Origin of the sequence: Streptomyces katrae, from assembly GCF_000966975.1 — a bacterium.
Classification (GTDB): domain Bacteria; phylum Actinomycetota; class Actinomycetes; order Streptomycetales; family Streptomycetaceae; genus Streptomyces; species Streptomyces katrae.
In genome coordinates, this window is record NZ_JZWV01000077.1 from 1 (window position 1) to 18336 (window position 18336).

The 18336-nt window shown below is 70.6% G+C and carries 16 protein-coding genes; 12 read left to right on the plus strand and 4 right to left on the minus strand.

From position 1 onward, the window contains the following. Window positions 1–829 (plus strand): SDR family NAD(P)-dependent oxidoreductase (locus VR44_RS04150; RefSeq protein WP_045945978.1); only part of this gene is annotated, 829 nt, incomplete at its 5' end. Here VR44_RS04150 and VR44_RS04155 read toward each other — a convergent pair. After that, entirely contained in the window at window positions 826–1635 is an 810-nt protein-coding gene (locus VR44_RS04155) for a phosphatase (protein WP_045945979.1), read from the minus strand. The genes VR44_RS04150 and VR44_RS04155 overlap by 4 nt on opposite strands. A 68-nt stretch (window positions 1636–1703) precedes the next feature. Next, window positions 1704–2282: an SACE_7040 family transcriptional regulator gene (locus tag VR44_RS04160; RefSeq protein WP_045945980.1), complete on the minus strand. Its 579-nt coding sequence runs from the start codon at window positions 2280–2282 to the stop codon at window positions 1704–1706. Window positions 2283–2383: 101 nt separating this feature from the next. On the opposite strand from VR44_RS04160, the gene VR44_RS04165 reads away from it, so the two are divergent. From VR44_RS04165 to VR44_RS04210, 10 genes are all read left to right on the plus strand, one after another. Beyond that, window positions 2384–4000: a carboxyl transferase domain-containing protein gene (locus VR44_RS04165; RefSeq protein ID WP_045945981.1), complete on the plus strand. Its 1617-nt coding sequence runs from the start codon at window positions 2384–2386 to the stop codon at window positions 3998–4000. 30 nt (window positions 4001–4030) lie between these two features. Continuing rightward, window positions 4031–6145 carry an acetyl/propionyl/methylcrotonyl-CoA carboxylase subunit alpha gene (locus tag VR44_RS04170; protein ID WP_045945982.1) on the plus strand — a complete coding sequence of 705 codons (2115 nt, stop codon included), beginning with the start codon at window positions 4031–4033 and terminating at the stop codon, window positions 6143–6145. A gap of 11 nt (window positions 6146–6156) precedes the next feature. Continuing rightward, window positions 6157–7077: a hydroxymethylglutaryl-CoA lyase gene (locus VR44_RS04175; RefSeq protein WP_045946003.1), complete on the plus strand. Its 921-nt coding sequence runs from the start codon at window positions 6157–6159 to the stop codon at window positions 7075–7077. A gap of 7 nt (window positions 7078–7084) precedes the next feature. Beyond that, window positions 7085–8245 carry an acyl-CoA dehydrogenase family protein gene (locus tag VR44_RS04180; RefSeq protein WP_045945983.1) on the plus strand — a complete coding sequence of 387 codons (1161 nt, stop codon included), beginning with the start codon at window positions 7085–7087 and terminating at the stop codon, window positions 8243–8245. Window positions 8246–8440: 195 nt separating this feature from the next. Then, complete coding sequence (locus tag VR44_RS04185) at window positions 8441–9484, plus strand: ABC transporter substrate-binding protein (RefSeq protein WP_045945984.1); 1044 nt, start codon at window positions 8441–8443, stop codon at window positions 9482–9484. Between the two features lie 26 nt (window positions 9485–9510). Beyond that, the gene (locus VR44_RS04190) at window positions 9511–10452 is read left to right on the plus strand and encodes a siderophore-interacting protein (RefSeq protein WP_045945985.1); all 942 of its coding nucleotides are present in this window, start codon (window positions 9511–9513) and stop codon (window positions 10450–10452) included. Window positions 10453–10591: 139 nt separating this feature from the next. Next, window positions 10592–12097, plus strand: a complete 1506-nt coding sequence (locus tag VR44_RS04195; RefSeq protein WP_045945986.1) for a pyridoxal phosphate-dependent decarboxylase family protein — start codon at window positions 10592–10594, stop codon at window positions 12095–12097. Continuing rightward, a complete protein-coding gene (locus VR44_RS04200; protein ID WP_045945987.1) occupies window positions 12081–13382 on the plus strand; it encodes a lysine N(6)-hydroxylase/L-ornithine N(5)-oxygenase family protein in 1302 nt (433 codons plus the stop codon). Before VR44_RS04195 ends, VR44_RS04200 begins: the two co-directional genes overlap by 17 nt. Beyond that, the gene (locus VR44_RS04205) at window positions 13379–13978 is read left to right on the plus strand and encodes a GNAT family N-acetyltransferase (RefSeq protein WP_045945988.1); all 600 of its coding nucleotides are present in this window, start codon (window positions 13379–13381) and stop codon (window positions 13976–13978) included. The genes VR44_RS04200 and VR44_RS04205 overlap by 4 nt, the downstream gene beginning before the upstream one ends. Next, entirely contained in the window at window positions 13975–15756 is a 1782-nt protein-coding gene (locus VR44_RS04210) for an IucA/IucC family protein (protein ID WP_045945989.1), read from the plus strand. The genes VR44_RS04205 and VR44_RS04210 overlap by 4 nt, the downstream gene beginning before the upstream one ends. Window positions 15757–15830: 74 nt before the next feature. On the opposite strand, the gene VR44_RS42200 is transcribed toward VR44_RS04210, so the two are convergent. Beyond that, window positions 15831–16325, minus strand: a complete 495-nt coding sequence (locus VR44_RS42200) for a hypothetical protein (protein ID WP_245691598.1) — start codon at window positions 16323–16325, stop codon at window positions 15831–15833. A 171-nt stretch (window positions 16326–16496) separates the two neighbouring features. After that, window positions 16497–16694 carry a hypothetical protein gene (locus tag VR44_RS44780; protein WP_157880213.1) on the minus strand — a complete coding sequence of 66 codons (198 nt, stop codon included), beginning with the start codon at window positions 16692–16694 and terminating at the stop codon, window positions 16497–16499. Window positions 16695–16845: 151 nt separating this feature from the next. Here VR44_RS44780 and VR44_RS04220 point away from each other — a divergent pair, with 151 nt between their 5' ends. Then, a complete protein-coding gene (locus VR44_RS04220) occupies window positions 16846–18264 on the plus strand; it encodes a hypothetical protein (RefSeq protein ID WP_157880214.1) in 1419 nt (472 codons plus the stop codon). Window positions 18265–18336 lie beyond the last annotated feature (72 nt).

Here is an 18336-nt window from a genome sequence, read left to right on the forward strand (position 1 = left end):
GGCGGCGGCACGGGGCGGCTGGCACACCGTCGCCACCATGCGCGACACCTCCCGCTCCGACGCCCTGGTCAAGGCCGCCGCCGAAGCCGGCGTCACCGGTCTCGTCCAGGTCAAGCGGCTCGACGTGACCGACGCGGACTCCGTCGCCGCCTGCGTGGCCGAGGTCGTCGCCGAACACGGCCACCTCGACGCCGTGGTGAACAACGCGGGCGCCGGCTTCGTCGGCACCGTCGAGCAGCACGGCATGGCGGAGGTGCGCTCCGTGATGGAGGTCAACTTCTTCGGCGTCGTCGAGCTCACCCGGGCCGCCCTCCCCCACCTGCGCGCCTCGGGCGGCCGGGTCATCACCGTCACCAGCGTCGGCGGCGTGGTCGGCCAGCCGTTCAACGAGTCCTACTGCGCGGCCAAGTTCGCCGTCGAGGGCTTCATGGAATCCCTCGCACCGGTCGCCGCGGCCGCGGGAGTCCAGGTCTCCGTCGTGGAACCGGGCGCCGTCTCCAGCGAGTTCGTCAACAACGTCGGACTCGACATCCCGGCCCTGCTCGCCCAGGCGGGCCCGTACGCCCCGCAGCTCCAGGGCTACATCGACCACGCCATGCGGTCCTTCGGCAGCGACACCGCACAGACCCCGGAGCAGGCGGCGGCGCCGGTCGTCGAGGCCCTGACCGCCGAGAAGATGCCGTTCCGGATCCAGACCTCCGACTGGGCGCGCACCTTCGTGGGCAGGAAGCTCACCGACCTGGACGGCTCCGCCGTCCAGACCGAGATGAGCGGCTGGCTCGGACAGTCCGCCGGCGCGGACGGCACGCCGGCCCGGACGGTCCGCTAGCTCAGGCCCGCCGCGGCCAGGAGGTAGGCCACCATCGGGTCGTAGAAGCGCGGGTCGCGGACGTGGTCGTCCAGGGGGACCGCCACCTGGAGCGTGCCCTCCGCCTCCGCGAGGAACAGGGCGGGGTCGTTGCAGTCGGCGTAGCCCACCGCGTCCAGCCCCCGCTGCGCCGCGCACCCCGCCCAGCCGTGGTCGGCGACGACCAGGTCCGGCTGCGGGCGGCCGTCCGCCGTCAGGGCGTCCAGGATCGCCGCCATCGGGGCCGGGGAGTGGGTGTGCCACAGGGTCGCGCCCCGCTCCAGGACCGCGACGTCGGCGAACTGCCACACCGAGCCCTCGTCGGCGAAGAGCCCCGCCGGGATGCGGACGATCTCGCAGCCCGCGGCGCGCAGCGCCTCGGCCGTGGCGCGGTGGACGTCCAGGAGCCCGCCCGGGTGCCCGGTGGCGAAGAGCACGCTCTGCCGGTCCAGGGCCGCCTTGCGCAGGCGGGCCGCCATCCGGTCGAGGCCCGCGACCGTCAGCTCCGGGTCGATGGTGTCCTGCCCGGTCCGGTGCGCCGGGTCGTCGACGACGCCGACGCGCTCGGCCATCACGGCCAGCACGTCCTGCTCGTCCGCCCAGCGGTCGCCCAGTTCCAGGCCCAGCCAGTAGTGCCGGTCGCCGTTGGCGAGTTTGCGGTAGTGGGAGAGGTTGTTCTCGCGCGGGGTGGCCACCTGTCCGGCGATGCGCGTGCTCACCAGATGGTCGATGAGCTGCGCGCGGCTGGGGGTCTCTATGGGCTCTGTCGGGTTCGGCATGCGGTCCATTCTGCCGCCGCCCGGCCGGATCCGTCCGCTCCGCCAAGCCTCCCTCGAGCCCCTGCCCCAAGCCCACTTCACCCCGACAGGGCCCCGAAGGCCCCGTGCGCGAGCCGGCGCAGCAGCGATTCCGTCGCCTCGCGGCCGAGCGCACCCAGGTGCGGGGTGGAGTTCAGCAGTCCGAAGACCGCGTGCACGGCGACCCGTACCTCCGCCTCCCCGACCTCGGGGTGCAGCTCGCGCACGACGGCCACCCACAGCTCGACGTACTGGCGCTGGAGCTGGCGCACGAGCTTGCGGTCCTCGTCCCGCAGCCGGTCGAGCTCCCGGTCGTGCAGGGTGATCAGCGCCCGGTCGTCCAGCGCGAAGTCGATGTGTCCCTCGACGAGGGAGGCCAGCAGCGCCCCCGGGTCCCCGGCGACCTCCTCGACGCGGCGGCGCCCGCCCGTCAGCAGGCGTTCGCTGATCCCGACGAGCAGTTCGGCGAGCATCGCGTCCTTGCCGGCGAAGTGCCGGTAGAGGCCCGGACCGCTGATGCCGACCGCGGCCCCTATCTCGTCCACGCCCACGCCGTGGAAGCCGCGCTCCGCGAAAAGCCGAGCGGCCTCGCGGAGGATCTGCTCGCGGCGGGTCGGAGTGGCAGCTCTGGTGCTCATGGGAATCCATTCTAGACAGGGCGGTTAGCGCTCGTTAACCTTTGACCCACACGCGTTAACGGTCATTAACACAGCAGGTACCGAGCAAGGGAGCTCGACCGATGCAGCAGGCACCAGTGCTGACGAGCGCCGCGGACCCGGCGTCCGAGGCCTGGCGGACCAATGAGGCCGCCCACCGCGAGCTCGCCGAGGGCCTGCGCGCCCGGCTGGACGCGGCCCGCCTCGGCGGCGGTGAGAAGGCCCGCGCCCGGCACACCGCGCGCGGCAAGCTCCTGCCCCGCGACCGCGTGGACACCCTCCTCGACCCCGGGTCCCCCTTCCTGGAGCTGGCCCCGCTGGCCGCCGAGGGGATGTACGGGGGCGCGGCGCCGGCGGCCGGCGTGATCGCGGGCATCGGCCGGGTCAGCGGCCGCGAGTGCGTGATCGTCGCGAACGACGCCACCGTCAAGGGCGGCACGTACTACCCGATGACGGTCAAGAAGCACCTGCGGGCGCAGGAGGTGGCGCTGGAGAACCGGCTCCCCTGCCTGTACCTGGTCGACTCCGGCGGCGCCTTCCTGCCCATGCAGGACGAGGTCTTCCCCGACCGGGAGCACTTCGGTCGGATCTTCTACAACCAGGCCCGCATGTCCGGCGCCGGCATCCCCCAGATCGCGGCCGTCCTCGGCTCCTGCACGGCGGGCGGCGCCTACGTCCCGGCGATGAGCGACGAGGCCGTCATCGTGCGCGGCCAGGGCACCATCTTCCTCGGCGGCCCGCCGCTGGTGAAGGCCGCCACCGGCGAGGTGGTCACGGCCGAGGAGCTCGGCGGCGGCGAGGTGCACTCGCGCACCTCCGGCGTCACCGACCACCTCGCGGAGGACGACGCGCACGCGCTGCGGATCGTCCGGAACATCGTGGCGACCCTGCCCGAGCGCGGGGCCCTGCCCTGGTCGGTCGAACCGGCCGAGGAGCCGAAGGTGGACCCGTACGGGCTCTACGGCGCGGTCCCCGTCGACTCCCGCACCCCCTACGACGCCCGCGAGATCATCGCCCGGGTCGTGGACGGCTCCCGCTTCCAGGAGTTCAAGGCGGAGTTCGGGCAGACCCTGGTGACGGGCTTCGCCCGGATCCACGGCCACCCGGTCGGCATCATCGCCAACAACGGCATCCTCTTCTCCGAGTCCGCGCAGAAGGGCGCCCACTTCATCGAGCTGTGCGACCAGCGCGGCATCCCGCTCCTCTTCCTGCAGAACATCTCCGGCTTCATGGTCGGCCGCGACTACGAGGCGGGCGGCATCGCCAAGCACGGCGCGAAGATGGTCACGGCCGTGGCCTGCGCCCGGGTCCCGAAGCTCACGGTCGTCGTCGGCGGCTCGTACGGCGCGGGCAACTACTCGATGTGCGGGCGGGCGTACTCGCCGCGCTTCCTGTGGATGTGGCCCAACGCCAAGATCTCCGTGATGGGCGGCGAGCAGGCCGCCTCCGTCCTGGCCACGGTCAAGCGCGACCAGATCGAGGGCGCGGGCCAGGAGTGGCCCGCCGAGGACGAGGAGGCCTTCAAGGCCCCGGTCCGCGCGCAGTACGAGGAGCAGGGCAACGCCTACTACGCCACCGCCCGGCTGTGGGACGACGGGGTCATCGACCCCCTGGAGACCCGGCAGGTGCTGGGGCTGGCCCTGACCGCGTGCGCGAACGCCCCGCTCGGCGAGCGCGGCTACGGCATCTTCCGCATGTGACCCGTGACTTGTGACGTGAGGACCTCACTGATGTTCAGCACTGTTCTGGTGGCGAACCGGGGCGAGATCGCCGTACGGGTCATCCGCACCCTGCGGGAGCTCGGGATCCGGTCCGTGGCCGTCTTCAGCGACGCCGACGCGGACGCCCGGCACGTACGGGAGGCCGACACGGCCGTCCGGATCGGCCCGGCGGCGGCCGCCGAGAGCTACCTGTCGGTCGAGAAGCTGCTCGATGCGGCCCGGCGGACGGGGGCCGAGGCGGTCCACCCCGGGTACGGCTTCCTCGCGGAGAACGCGGCCTTCGCGGCCGCCTGCGCGGAGGCGGGGCTGGCCTTCATCGGCCCGCCCGCCTCGGCGATCTCCCTGATGGGCGACAAGATCCGGGCCAAGGAGACCGTGAAGGCCGCCGGGGTGCCGGTGGTGCCCGGGTCCTCCGGTAGCGGGCTGTCGGACGCCGAACTGGTCGAGGCCGCCGAGAAGATCGGCATGCCGGTGCTGCTGAAGCCCTCGGCGGGCGGCGGCGGCAAGGGCATGCGGCTGGTCCGGGACGGGGCCCTGCTCGCGGAGGAGATCGCGGCGGCCCGGCGCGAGGCGCGCTCCTCCTTCGGGGACGACACCCTGCTGGTGGAGCGCTGGGTGGACCGGCCTCGGCACATCGAGATCCAGGTGCTGGCCGACGCCCACGGCAACGTGGTGCACCTGGGCGAGCGCGAGTGCTCGCTCCAGCGGCGCCACCAGAAGGTCATCGAGGAGGCCCCGTCGGTCCTGCTGACCCCGGAGATCCGGGCGGCGATGGGCGCGGCGGCGGTGGAGGCGGCGCGTTCCTGCGGGTACGTCGGCGCGGGCACGGTCGAGTTCATCGTGCCGGGCGGCGACCCGTCCTCGTACTACTTCATGGAGATGAACACCCGCCTCCAGGTGGAGCACCCGGTCACGGAGCTGATCACCGGGCTCGATCTGGTGGAGCAGCAGCTGCGGGTGGCCGCGGGGGCGGAACTGGGCTTCGGGCAGGAGGACGTCCGGCTGACCGGGCACGCGATCGAGGCCCGCGTCTGCGCGGAGGACCCGGCGCGCGGGTTCCTGCCGTCCGGCGGCACGGTGCTGGCGCTGTCGGAGCCGTCGGGCGGTGCGGTGCGGACGGACTCCGGGCTGGTGGCCGGGGTGGACACGGGGTCGACGTACGACCCGATGCTGTCGAAGGTGATCGTCCACGGCCCCGACCGGGAGACGGCCCTGCGGATGCTGCGCGGGGCCCTCGCGGACACGGTGATCCTGGGCGTCCAGACCAATGCCGGGTTCCTGCGGAGGCTGCTGGCCCACCCGGACGTGGTGTCCGGCAACCTGGACACGGGCCTGGTGGAGCGGGACCTGCCGTCCCTCCTCCCGGAGGGCGTCCCGGCCGAGGTCTACGCCGCCGCCGCACTGCTGACCCAGGCCGCTGGGAAGGGCCCCCAGGCGGTGGCCGGCGCCTGGGCGGACCCGTTCTCCGCCGCCAACGGCTGGCGCCTCGGCGGCACCCCGGCCTGGACGGTCCACCACTTCCGCCTCCCGGGCCAGGACCCGGTCACGGTCCGTACCCGCCGGCGGGGCACCGAGCAGGAGATCCTCCTCGACGCGCCCGCAGCCGACAGCGGCGCCGCACCGAACTCAGCCTCGCCTGGGGGTACCCCCGGACGGAGTCTGGGGGAGATTGAGGCGCGGGGTCTGGGGCAGAGCCCCAGGAAGACGGCCCGCGGCCGGATCATCGGCCTCGGCCACGACACCGTGACCCTCGAACTGGACGGCGTCACGCACCGGTTCAGCCACGCCACCTCCCCGGAGGGGACCTGGCTCGGGCGCGACGGCGACTCCTGGCACCTCCACCACCACGACCCCGTCACGGCGAAGGGCGCGGCCAGCGCCGGGGCCGACACCCTCGCCGCCCCCATGCCCGGCACCGTCACCGTCGTCAAGGTGGCCGTCGGGGAAAAGGTGGCGGCCGGGCAGAGCCTGCTGGTGGTCGAGGCGATGAAGATGGAGCACGTCATCTCCGCCCCGCACGCCGGTACCGTCACCGAACTCGACGTCACCCCCGGTACGACGGTGGCCATGGACCAGGTCCTGGCCGTCGTCACCCCCGACGAGGAAACGGAGGCGGACGCGTGAACGGGCTCCCCATGACCGTCCCGTCGGCCACCGGCCTCCCGCCCCGGGTGCGGATCCACGAGGTCGGTGCCCGCGACGGGCTGCAGAACGAGAAGACGGCCGTCCCCACCGAGGTGAAGGCCGAGTTCATCCACCGGCTGGCCGCCGCCGGCCTGACCACCGTCGAGGCGACCAGCTTCGTCCACCCCAAGTGGGTGCCCCAGCTGGCGGACGCCGAGCAGCTCTTCCCCCTGCTCTCCGACGTTCCGGCGGAACTGCCCGTCCTGGTGCCCAACGAGCGCGGCCTCGACCGCGCGCTGGCCCTCGGGGCCACCCGGATCGCGGTGTTCGGCTCGGCCACCGAGACCTTCGCCGCGCGCAACCTGAACCGTACGGTCGCCGAGTCCCTCGCCATGTTCGAGCCCGTCGTGGCCCGGGCCAAGGCGGCCGGGGCGCACGTGCGCGGTTATCTGTCCATGTGCTTCGGCGACCCCTGGGAGGGCGCGGTCCCGGTCCCCCAGGTGGTCCGCACCGCCAAGGCCCTGCTGGACCTGGGCTGCGACGAGCTCAGCCTCGGCGACACGATCGGCGTCGCCACCCCCGGCCACGTCCAGGCGCTGCTCGGCGAGCTGAACGCGGCCGGCGTGGCCACCGGCCGGATCGGCGTGCACTTCCACGACACCTACGGCCAGGCCCTCTCCAACACCCTCGCCGCGCTCCAGCACGGCGTGACCACGGTCGACGCCTCCGCCGGCGGCCTCGGCGGCTGCCCGTACGCGAAGAGCGCCACCGGGAACCTGGCCACCGAGGACCTGGTGTGGATGCTCGACGGCCTCGGCATCGAGACCGGGGTCGACCTGGCCGCCCTCACCGCCACGAGCGTGTGGATGGCCGAACGGCTGGGCCGGCCCAGCCCCTCCCGTACCGTCCGCGCCCTCTCCCACAAGGAGTAACGAAGCCATGCCCCTCGACCACCGGCTCACCCCCGAGCACGAGGAACTCCGCCGTACCGTCGAGGCGTTCGCGCACGACGTGGTGGCGCCCAAGATCGGCGACCTGTACGAGCGCCACGAGTTCCCGTACGAGATCGTCCGCGAGATGGGCCGCATGGGCCTGTTCGGCCTGCCCTTCCCGGAGGAGTACGGCGGCATGGGCGGCGACTACCTCGCGCTCGGCATCGCCCTGGAGGAGCTGGCCCGCGTCGACTCCTCCGTCGCCATCACCCTGGAGGCGGGCGTCTCGCTCGGCGCCATGCCCATCTACCTCTTCGGTACCGAGGAGCAGAAGCGGGAGTGGCTGCCGAAGCTGTGCGCGGGCGAGGTGCTCGGCGCGTTCGGCCTGACCGAGCCCGGCGCGGGCAGCGACGCGGGCGGCACCCGTACGACGGCCGTCCGCGACGGCGACGAATGGGTGATCAACGGCTCCAAGTGCTTCATCACCAACTCCGGTACGGACATCACCGGTCTGGTCACGGTCACCGCGGTCACCGGCCGCAAGGCGGACGGCCGCCCGGAGATCTCCTCGATCATCGTCCCGTCCGGCACCCCCGGCTTCACGGTGGCGGCCCCGTACTCCAAGGTCGGCTGGAACTCCTCGGACACCCGTGAGCTGTCCTTCGACGAGGTCCGGGTCCCGGTCGCCAACCTGGTGGGCCAGGAGGGCCGCGGCTACGCCCAGTTCCTGCGGATCCTCGACGAGGGCCGGATCGCCATCGCGGCGCTGGCCACCGGTCTGGCGCAGGGCTGTGTGGACGAGTCGGTGAAGTACGCCAAGGAGCGGCAGGCCTTCGGCAAGCCGATCGGCGACAACCAGGCCATCCAGTTCAAGCTGGCCGACATGGAGATGCGCGCCCACATGGCCCGCCTGGGCTGGCGCGACGCGGCCTCGCGGCTGGTGGCGGGCGAGCCGTTCAAGAAGGAGGCGGCGATCGCGAAGCTGTACTCCTCCACCGTCGCCGTCGACAACGCCCGCGACGCCACGCAGATCCACGGCGGCTACGGGTTCATGAACGAGTACCCGGTGGCCCGTATGTGGCGGGACTCGAAGATCCTGGAGATCGGCGAGGGCACGAGCGAGGTCCAGCGGATGCTCATCGCCCGCGAACTGGGCTTCGCCGGCTGATCCCGGCCCCGCACCGCACCGTCCCGCCCCGATCCACACGAACGGCCCGCGCCCCCGGCGCGGGCCGTTCGCGCGTCGTGCGCCCGTGCGCCCCGGATGAAGTTAGGCCCCCCTTACCGCTTTCGGCCAAGGTTAGGCTAACCTTCCCCCCGAACGCCCTACCCTCGTAGCGCACGTACGAAAGCGGACATCGACATGCCCAAGCCCAGCCCCACCTTCCTCTCCCGCCGCGGTCTCATCGCGGCCGGCGGCGCCCTCGGCCTCGTCGCGGCGCTCACCGCGTGCGGCGGCGGCGACAAGGCGAAGGACGGGGCGGGCGACCAGGGCTCCTCCGCCGCGTCGGGCGCCTGGAGCTTCAAGGACGACCTGGGCAAGACGGCCTCCGCCAAGTCCACACCGAAGAACGTCGTGGCCTACACCGGCACCGCCGCCGCGCTGTACGACTACGGCGTGCAGGTCAAGGGCGTCTTCGGTCCGACCAAGCTGGCGGACGGCAAGCCCGACCCGATGGCCGGCACGATGGACATCTCCAAGGTCGAGATCCTCGGCAACGTCTACGACGAGTTCAACGTCGAGAAGTACGCGGCCCTGCGGCCCGACCTCCTGGCCACCAACACCTGGGACGGTTCGTACTGGTACGTCCCCGAGGCCTCCAAGGACAAGATCCTGAAGCTGGCCCCGGCCGCCGCCATCGGCGTAGGCGACAAGGTGTCCATGGACAAGGCCCTGGAGCGCACCGCCGACCTCGCCAAGTCCCTCGGCGCCGACCTCAACACCAGGAAGAGCGCCGACGCGAAGGCCCGTTTCGACGCCGCCTCCGCCAAGGTCCGCGAGGCCGTCAAGGCCAATCCGGGCGTCAAGGTCCTCGTGGGCTCCGGCTCCGACCAGATGTTCTACGTCTCCACCCCGAAGACCTCCGCCGACCTCAAGTACTTCGAGTCCCTCGGCGTCGAGTTCGTCACCCCCGAGCAGGACAAGCTGGACCCGCAGGGCTTCTACGAGAGCCTCAGCTGGGAGAACGCCGGCAAGTACAAGGCCGACGTCATCCTGCTCGACAACCGCACCCAGGCCCTCCAGCCCGAGGCCCTGAAGGCCAAGCCGACCTGGAACGAGCTCCCGGCGGTCAAGGCCGGCCAGGTCGCCCCGCGGGTCACCGAGCCGATCTACTCGTACGAGAAGTGCGCGCAGCTCCTCGAGGACCTCGCGAAGACCATCCAGAACGCCAAGAAGCTCGGCTGACCCGGTAACCCAGGGGGGACCTCCGCATGACCGCCACCGCTTCCGCCAGCGCTTCCGACACCACCGCCGACACCGCCGACGCGGTCCCGGCCGCCGCGCACTTCCGGTTCTTCACGCTCGAAGTCCTGCGCACGCGCCGCCTCGGCCACTCCTTCCTGCGCGTGACCTTCGGCGGGGAGTCCCTCGCGGAGTTCCGCTCGGGCGGCTACGACCAGAGCCTGTCGCTCTTCCTCCCCGTCGGGGAGCAGGAGCACACCGAGCTCCCGTCCACCGACGAGGACACCTGGTTCGGCGCCTGGCGTGCGATGCCGGACGGGATCCGCCCGGTGATGCGCTCGTACACGGTGCGCGAGCAGCGGCGTACGGACGGCGGGGAGGTCGAGGTGGACATCGACTTCGTCCTCCACGGCGACTCTTCCCCGGCCTCCCGCTGGGCGGGCCGGGCGGCCGCCGGCCGCCGGATCATGGCGATCGGGCCGGCCGTGGCGGAGAACAAGTCGGTCCGCTTCCAGCGGCCGGAGGGCTGCGACGCGGTGCTGATGTACGCGGACGAGACGGCCCTGCCGGCCGCCGCCGCGATCCTGGACCGGCTGCCCGCCGGGACCCGGGTCAAGGCCTGGTTCGAGGTCCCGCACGAGGACGACCGCCTCGGCCCGCACACCCTCGCGGACACCGACATCACCTGGATCGTGCGCGAGAAGGCCGCGGGCGCGGCGGCGCGCACCGAACGGGTGCTGTCCGAGCTGCGCGCGGCGCGGCTCCCCGGCGCCGGGGCCCCGTACGCCTGGCTCGCGGGCGAGGCCGGGACGGTCAGGGCGGTCCGCCGCCATCTGGTGCAGGAACGTTCCGTCGACCGGCGCGCGGTGCGGTTCACCGGCTACTGGAGGCTCGGCGCGAGCGAGGAGCAGCTGCTCGCCGAGGCGTACGCGGGCAAGGCACCGAGCGAGGACCCGACGTCCGAGCTCTGATCAACTCGCTTTATCCATAAGGTATTTGACGAAGGGTCCCGGCATTCGCCGGGGCCCTTCGGTATTTGTGATCCAACTTAGGTTAGGCTAACCTAAATCTTGCACCCACCCCCCGCTCTCCCTGCCCGGAGGAAAGTTGATGCGCTCGCATCTGCTGAACGAGACGACCGCGGACGACTACCGGCGCACCGTCACCGAGGGCGTCGAACGCGTCGCCGCCAAACTCGCGGCCACCCACCGCCCCCACACCGGCATCTCCGTGGACGAACTCGCCCCGGCCATCGACGGCATCGACCTCGACCGCCCGCTCGGCGACGCCTCCGCCGCCCTCGACGAGCTCGAGGACGTCTACCTGCGCGACGCCGTCTACTTCCACCACCCGCGCTACCTGGGCCACCTCAACTGCCCGGTGGTCATCCCCGCGGTGGTCGGCGAAGCCGTCCTGTCGGCCGTCAACTCCTCCCTCGACACCTGGGACCAGTCCATCGGCGGCACCCTCATCGAGCGCCGCCTCATCGACTGGACCGCCCGCCGCATCGGCCTCGGCGAGGGCGCGGACGGGATCTTCACCTCCGGCGGCAGCCAGTCGAACTTCCACGCCCTGCTCCTCGCCCGCGACGAGGCCTGCCGGACCGTCATGAAGCGCGCCCTGGACGAGGGCACCGAGCTCACCAAGGCCGAACTCCTCCCGAAACTGCGCATCTTCACCTCCGAGGCCAGCCACTTCAGCGTGCAGAAGTCGGCCGCCATGCTCGGCCTCGGCTACGAGGCCGTCATAGCGGTCCCCGTCGACCGGCACCGCCGCATGGACACCTCCGTACTCGCCCTGGAACTGGAGAACTGCGCCGCCGAGGGCCTCTTCCCCATGGCCGTCGTCGCCACCGCCGGCACCACCGACTTCGGGTCCATCGACCCGCTCCCCGAGATCGCCCGCCTGACCGCCGAGCACTCCGCGTGGATGCACGTGGACGCCGCCTACGGCTGCGGCCTGCTGGTCTCCCCCACCCGCCGCCACCTCCTCGACGGGATCGAGCACGCCGACTCGGTGACCGTGGACTACCACAAGTCCTTCTTCCAGCCCGTGAGTTCCAGCGCGATGCTGGTCCGCGACCGCGACACCCTCAAGCACGCCACGTACCACGCGGACTACCTCAACCCGCGCCGGATGGCCGAGGAGCGGATCCCCAACCAGGTCGACAAGTCCATCCAGACCACGCGCCGCTTCGACGCCCTCAAGCTCTGGATGACCCTGCGCATCATGGGCGCAGACGCCGTCGGCTCCCTCTTCGACGAGGTCGTGGCCCTCGCCGCCGCCGGCTGGGAGATCCTCGACGCCGACCCCCGCTTCGAGGTGGTCGTCCGGCCTCAGCTCTCCACCCTGGTCTTCCGCTACCTCCCCACCGCCGGCGGCGAGGACGGCGGCCCGCGCCCCGACCTCCTCGACGAGGCCCAGCTGCACGCCCGCAAGGCCCTGTTCGCCTCCGGCGAGGCCGTCGTCGCCGGCACCAAGGTCGACGGGAAGCAGTACCTGAAGTTCACCCTCCTCAACCCGCAGACCACGACGGCCGACATCACCGCCGTCCTCGACCTCATCGCCGCACACGCCGAGCAGTTCCTGGGAGAGTCCCTTGCCGTCCACCACTGAGCCCTACGACTTCATCGGCATCGGCCTGGGCCCCTTCAACCTGGGACTGGCCTGCCTGACCGCGCCCATCGACGAGCTGGACGGCCTGTTCATCGAGTCGAAGCCGCACTTCGAATGGCACGCCGGCATGTTCCTCGACGGCGCGCACCTGCAGACGCCGTTCATGTCGGACCTGGTCACCCTCGCCGACCCGACCTCGCCCTTCTCCTTCCTGAACTACCTGAAGGACAAGGACCGGCTGTACTCCTTCTACATCCGCGAGAACTTCTACCCGCTGCGCGCCGAGTACAACGACTACTGCCGCTGGGCCGCCGACCGGCTCGACAACATCCGCTACTCCACCTCCGTCACCGAGGTCTCCTACGACGGGTCCGCCGGCCTCTACGAGGTGCACACGGACCGCGGCGAAACGTTCCTCACCCGCCGCCTGGTCCTCGGCACCGGCACCCCGCCGCACATCCCCGCCTCCTGCGAGGACCTCGGCGGCGACTTCCTCCACAACTCCGCCTACATGGAGCACAAGGAAGCCCTCCAGAAGAAGAAGTCGATCACCCTGATCGGCTCGGGCCAGAGCGCGGCCGAGATCTACTACGACCTCCTCACCGAGATCGACGTCCACGGCTACCGGCTCGACTGGGTGACCCGCTCCCCCCGCTTCTTCCCCCTCGAATACACCAAGCTCACCCTGGAGATGACCTCACCGGAGTACGTGGACTACTTCCACGCCCTCCCCGAGGACACCCGCTACCGGCTGGAGAGCCGGCAGAAGAACCTCTTCAAGGGCATCGACGGCGACCTGATCAATGCCATCTTCGACCTGCTCTACCAGAAGAAGATCACCATGCCGGGCCCGGTCCCCACGACCCTGCTCACCAACACCTCCCTCAACAGCACGGCGTACGACACCACCACGGGCACGTACACCCTCGGGCTGCGCCAGGAGGAGCAGGAGCGGGACTTCTCCCTCACCACGGAGGGCCTGGTCCTCGCCACGGGCTACAAGTACCGCGTCCCCGAGTTCCTGGCCCCCGTCCGCGACCGCCTGAACTTCGACGGCCACGGCCGCCTCGACGCCGGCCGCAACTACGCCGTCGACGTCACGGGCCGCGGGGTCTACCTCCAGAACGGCACCACCCACAACCACTCCCTCACCTCCCCCGACCTGGGCATGGCCGCGTACCGCAACGCGTACATCGTCGGAGAACTCCTCGGCCGCGAGTACTACAAGGTCGAGAAGTCCATCGCGTTCCAGCAGTTCGCCGCCCCGGAAGGCAGCCACGCATGAGCACCGCCGAAACCCTCTTCACCCGCACCGACCCCACCCTCGGCACCTTCTCCATCCGGCCCCTGGACCCCTTCTCGGACGCGGAACTGCTCCACGCCTGGGTCACCCACCCCAAGGCCGCGTTCTGGATGATGCAGGACGCCACCCTCCCGGACGTCGAGCGCGAGTACGTGCGCATCACCGCGCACGAGCACCACCAGGCGTTCCTCGGCTTCCACGAGGACCGCCCGGCCTTCCTGATGGAGAGCTACGACCCCGCCCGCCTGGAGCTCGTCGGCCTGTACGACGCGCAGCCGGGAGACGTGGGCATGCACTTCCTCGTCGCCCCGACCGACACCCCGCTCTCCGGCTTCACCCGCGCCGTCATCACCACGGTCATGGCGGCCCTCTTCGCCGACCCGGCCACCGCACGCGTCGTCGTCGAGCCGGACGTCCGCAACACCGCCGTCCACGCCCTCATCCACGCCCTCAACGAGGCCGTCGGCTTCGTGGCCGAAGGCCCCGTCACCAAGCCGGAGAAGGAAGCCCTCCTCAGCTTCTGCACCCGCGCCCAGTTCGAGGCGGCCACCGCCCTCACCACCGGGGTCTCGATATGAACCTCTCCGCCGACACCGCCCACCTCACCCCCGAGCTGTGGACCCGCGCCAACCGCGCCCTGGTCCGCAAGGCCCTGGCGGAGTTCTCCCACGAACGCCTGCTGACCCCGGAGCCCCTGGGCGAGGACCACTACCGGGTCCTCTCCGACGACGGCACGGTCGAGTACCGCTTCCGCGCCGTCCTGCACGCCCTGGACCACTGGGCGGTGGACGAGCCCTCCATCACCCGCCACCGCGACGGCACCGAACTCTCCCTCGACGCCCTGGACTTCCACATAGAACTCCGGGACACCCTGGGCCTGAGCGCGGAGGTCCTCCCCGTCTACCTGGAGGAGATCTCCTCCACCCTGGCCGGCTCGGGCTACAAGTACACCAAGCCCCAGACCCCCTCCGCCGTCCTCGCGAAGTCCTCGTTCCAGGACATCGAGACGGGCATGACCGAGGGCCACCCCTGCTTCGTGGCCAACAACGGCCGCCTGGGCTTCGGCGTGCACGAGTACCGCGCCTACGCCCCGGAGGCCGCGAACCCGGTCCACCTCGTCTGGGCCGCCGCCCACAAGGACGTCTCCACCTTCACGGCGGGCGCGGGCCTGGACCACGACACGTTCATGCGCGAGGAGCTGGGCGAGGCCGCCGTCGCCGGCTTCGAGGCCAAGCTCACCGCCCTCGGCCTCGACCCGTCCGACTACCACTACTTCCCCGTGCACCCCTGGCAGTGGTGGAACAAGACGACGGTCACCTTCGCCGCCGAGATCGCCAACCGCCGCCTGGTCCTCCTCGGCGAGGGCGAGGACGCGTACCTCGCCCAGCAGTCGATCCGTACGTTCTTCAACACCACCACCCCCACGAAGCACTACGTGAAGACGGCCATCTCCGTCCTGAACATGGGCTTCATGCGCGGCCTGTCGGCGGCCTACATGGAGGCCACCCCGGCCATCAACGACTGGCTCCACCAGCTGATCGAAGGGGACGAGACCCTCCGTTCCGTCGACTTCTCGATCATCCGCGAGCGCGCGGCGATCGGCTACCACCACCGCCAGTACGAACGCGCGACGGACCGGCACTCCCCGTACCGCAAGATGCTGGCCGCGCTCTGGCGCGAGTCCCCGGTCGGCTCGCTCCGGGAGGGCGAACGCCTGGCCACGATGGCCTCGCTCCTCCACGTGGACGCGGACGGCAAGTCCTTCGTCGGCGCCCTGATCGCCGAATCGGGCCTCACCCCGGCGCAGTGGCTGAAGCCCTACCTCAGGGCCTACCTCCTCCCCCTCCTCCACTGCTTCTACCAGTACGACCTCGCCTACATGCCGCACGGCGAGAACACGATCCTGGTGATCAAGGACGGGGTGGTCCAGCGGGCGATCTTCAAGGACATCGCCGAGGAGATCGTGGTCATGGACCCGGACGCGGTCCTCCCGCCGGCGGTCGAACGCATCCGGGCCGACATCCCGGAGGACATGAAGCTCCTGTCCATCTTCACGGACGTCTTCGACTGCTTCTTCCGCTTCCTGAACTCCATCCTGGTCACGGAGGGCCTCTGCGACGAGTCGACGTTCTGGCAGGCGGTGGCGGACTGCGCCCACGACTACCAGCGGTCCCTCCCCGCCCTCGCGGACCGCTTCGCCCGCTACGACCTCTTCACGGAGGAGTTCCAGCTCTCCTGCCTGAACCGCCTCCAGCTGCGCAACAACAAGCAGATGGTCGACCTCGCCGACCCGTCGGCGGCCCTCCAGCTGATCGGCACCCTCAAGAACCCCGTCGCGCCCTTCGCCCGGCGCTGACGGCCCCCCGCCCGGGCGGGCGTGACGTCGATACGGTCCCTCGAAGCCACGCCCGCCCCGGCAGCCGTCCCACCTCAGCCGCCCGAAACCTGCAGCTGGTAGTCCACGGAGACGGCGAACGACCCCGACGACCCCCGGATCCCCACGGTGTGACTTCCCGCCGCGAGGGGCTCCACCTGCACCCACAGCCCACAGGCGTGGGTCCGGAACCGCCCCCCGCCCTGCAGAACGGGATTGCCGTCCACGGCCGTGATCTGCACCGGCGTCGCATCGAACCGTTCGGCCGGCACCTCCCGCCCGTCAAGGGTGGCGCTCCCCTGCGCCAATGCCATGAACGCGGCACAGTCGGCCGGTTCGCCGACGCTGTTCACCAGGGGGAAGGCCAACGGCACCCCCGCCGACACCGTGCAGGAACGCTTCGCGCTCCCCCCGAACGTCCCGGCCAGGAACCACACCCCGCCCTGCTGCCCCTTCGCGCAGAGGTGCCCGTCGGGATCGGAGACGGGGTTGGCCCCACCGGTACTCGAAGCCGCCCAGCTCCACTCCGCCTGCAACTCGGCCGCACTCATCCGACCCCCCACAGCGGCCGCCGCCGGGGCGGACCCCTCGGAGGGCGACGCGGGCACGGACGCGCGTGCACAGCCACTCACCAGGAGGGACGCGCCGATGAGCAGGGCTATGGATCTTCCGGATTGCATGGCCCGAAGCGTACGCGGCTGCCGAGCCCGGCAACGAGGTGGTCAGTTGATGGATTCGCCGTCGTGACTGCCACCCGCGCAGATCCACCGGCCTGAACCGGGGTCGTACTGCACGGTTCCTCCGCCGGCCGTGCAGCCCGGCTCGTCGATACCGGGTGCGGCAGCCTGCACAGCGGGCGCCAGGGCGCCGAGAACGGCCAGGACCGCAGCGGCGATGAAAGTGAGAAGTCGTGTACGCATGGGAGCTCCTGTGAGGACGAGCGACACCAACACGTCATGACCAGCTTCGCCCAAGGCCCTGCCCTGCGCACCCGGACGGGTGTGGCCCCGCTACGGCGGGGCCGTACCCGCACCAGAGGCGCCCTCCGCGAACAAGCGGCAGGCTGGTGTCATGGCGAACATGCCCGACGTAACCGTAGGGCCGCCTGATGACCTTGGCTGGCGCAAGGTCTCGATCAACGGCAAGTGCGCCGGCAAGGTGCGGTCCCCCGGGGAACTCCGAAAACTGCTGCAACAAGCCGGGCTGATGCCCGGACACCCCGTCCACTGGCTCGGCGGTGACAGCCTTTCCTGGCCGGACAGAACGGCGCAGCGGCGAATAATCGGCAGCCTCATGTTCATCGGCTTCCTGTTGACCGCAGGACTGCTCCTCAGGATCGGCTGGATGGACAGCCAGCGCGCCCTGACCTTCGGCGAGCGGCTCGCCGGATATTCGATACTGGCTGCGGGCCTCGTGGAGCTGATTGCCGCAGGGGCTACTCTCGATTACTGGCACCAGCGAAAAAGGAGCTATTCAGGACCGTTCGTTCTGGCCGGAGTCGCGATCGTGTTCCTCTGCAGCTCTTCACTCCTCTTCCTGCAGATCGGCGAGCGTTTCACCGGCTGGACCGTGATCGCGATCTCCTTCCTCGCGGGGTCCATTGTGGCCGGGATCGAACTCATCAGGTCCCGGGCATGGAAGGGACTCCGCAACCCCCGGCGCATAGCGATCGGCGCGATCGTCCCCACCCTGATCGCCGGCATCAACCTGGCGTACACACAGCTCTACGTGCCCACCGTGACCGCTCCGCTGATCATGAGTGGCGCCGAGTTCAGGGAGGCGAGCCTGGACAGCGCCAGGTCGGTCCTGCGCGTGACGGTCCACGCTTACGTGAAGAACAACGGCAGCGTCCCTGTATACATCCTCGGCAGTATCTACTGGGTCCACGGTGGACCCGCGAACGACATCACCCAGACCAGGAACCCCAGTTTCAAATTGATCTACGATGGTGAATTTGTCACGCCGGCCGGCCGCGAGCTGGACCCGGGGGAAGAGATATCACAGGACTCGGTCGTCGACATCAAGGATCCCGACAAACTCAAGTACGAGACGCTCAAGGCCCAGACCGAGGTGTACGCGATCAGAAGAGACAGGATGACACTCCCTGCCGCGTACGGACAATCCCGAACCTTCGCCAAGGCGCTGGAAAATTGGAAGCCCAAGGAACCCGGGAAAGTAGAATACATAGACGGATCCAGAATCTCGAACAGCAGCGAGATCCGCAACATCGCCTGGGGCAAGCAATACATACGCACGTGGAAGGTGTCGTTCGGCAACTGGTCGCGCATAGACATTTCCATCTCGCCGCCGGGCAACAGAATCACCCTCGACTCCCGTGACGCCCACTTCAGGCAACGCCTCATCGATCGGTACGGCCTCTTGCTGGCACGCGGCTCCATGGACCAGACACCCTTCAAGACGCTCCTGGAGAAGGCCCACTCCCCCGAGAAGGGCTCAGGCACTGACCAGTCGGACCAGTCAGGACAGTGACGCCTGGTCAGGCCGTGCGCCTCGGAGGCTCGTCGGGCGATCGGCGTCGGGCCGGGGCCATCCCGCTGCCCC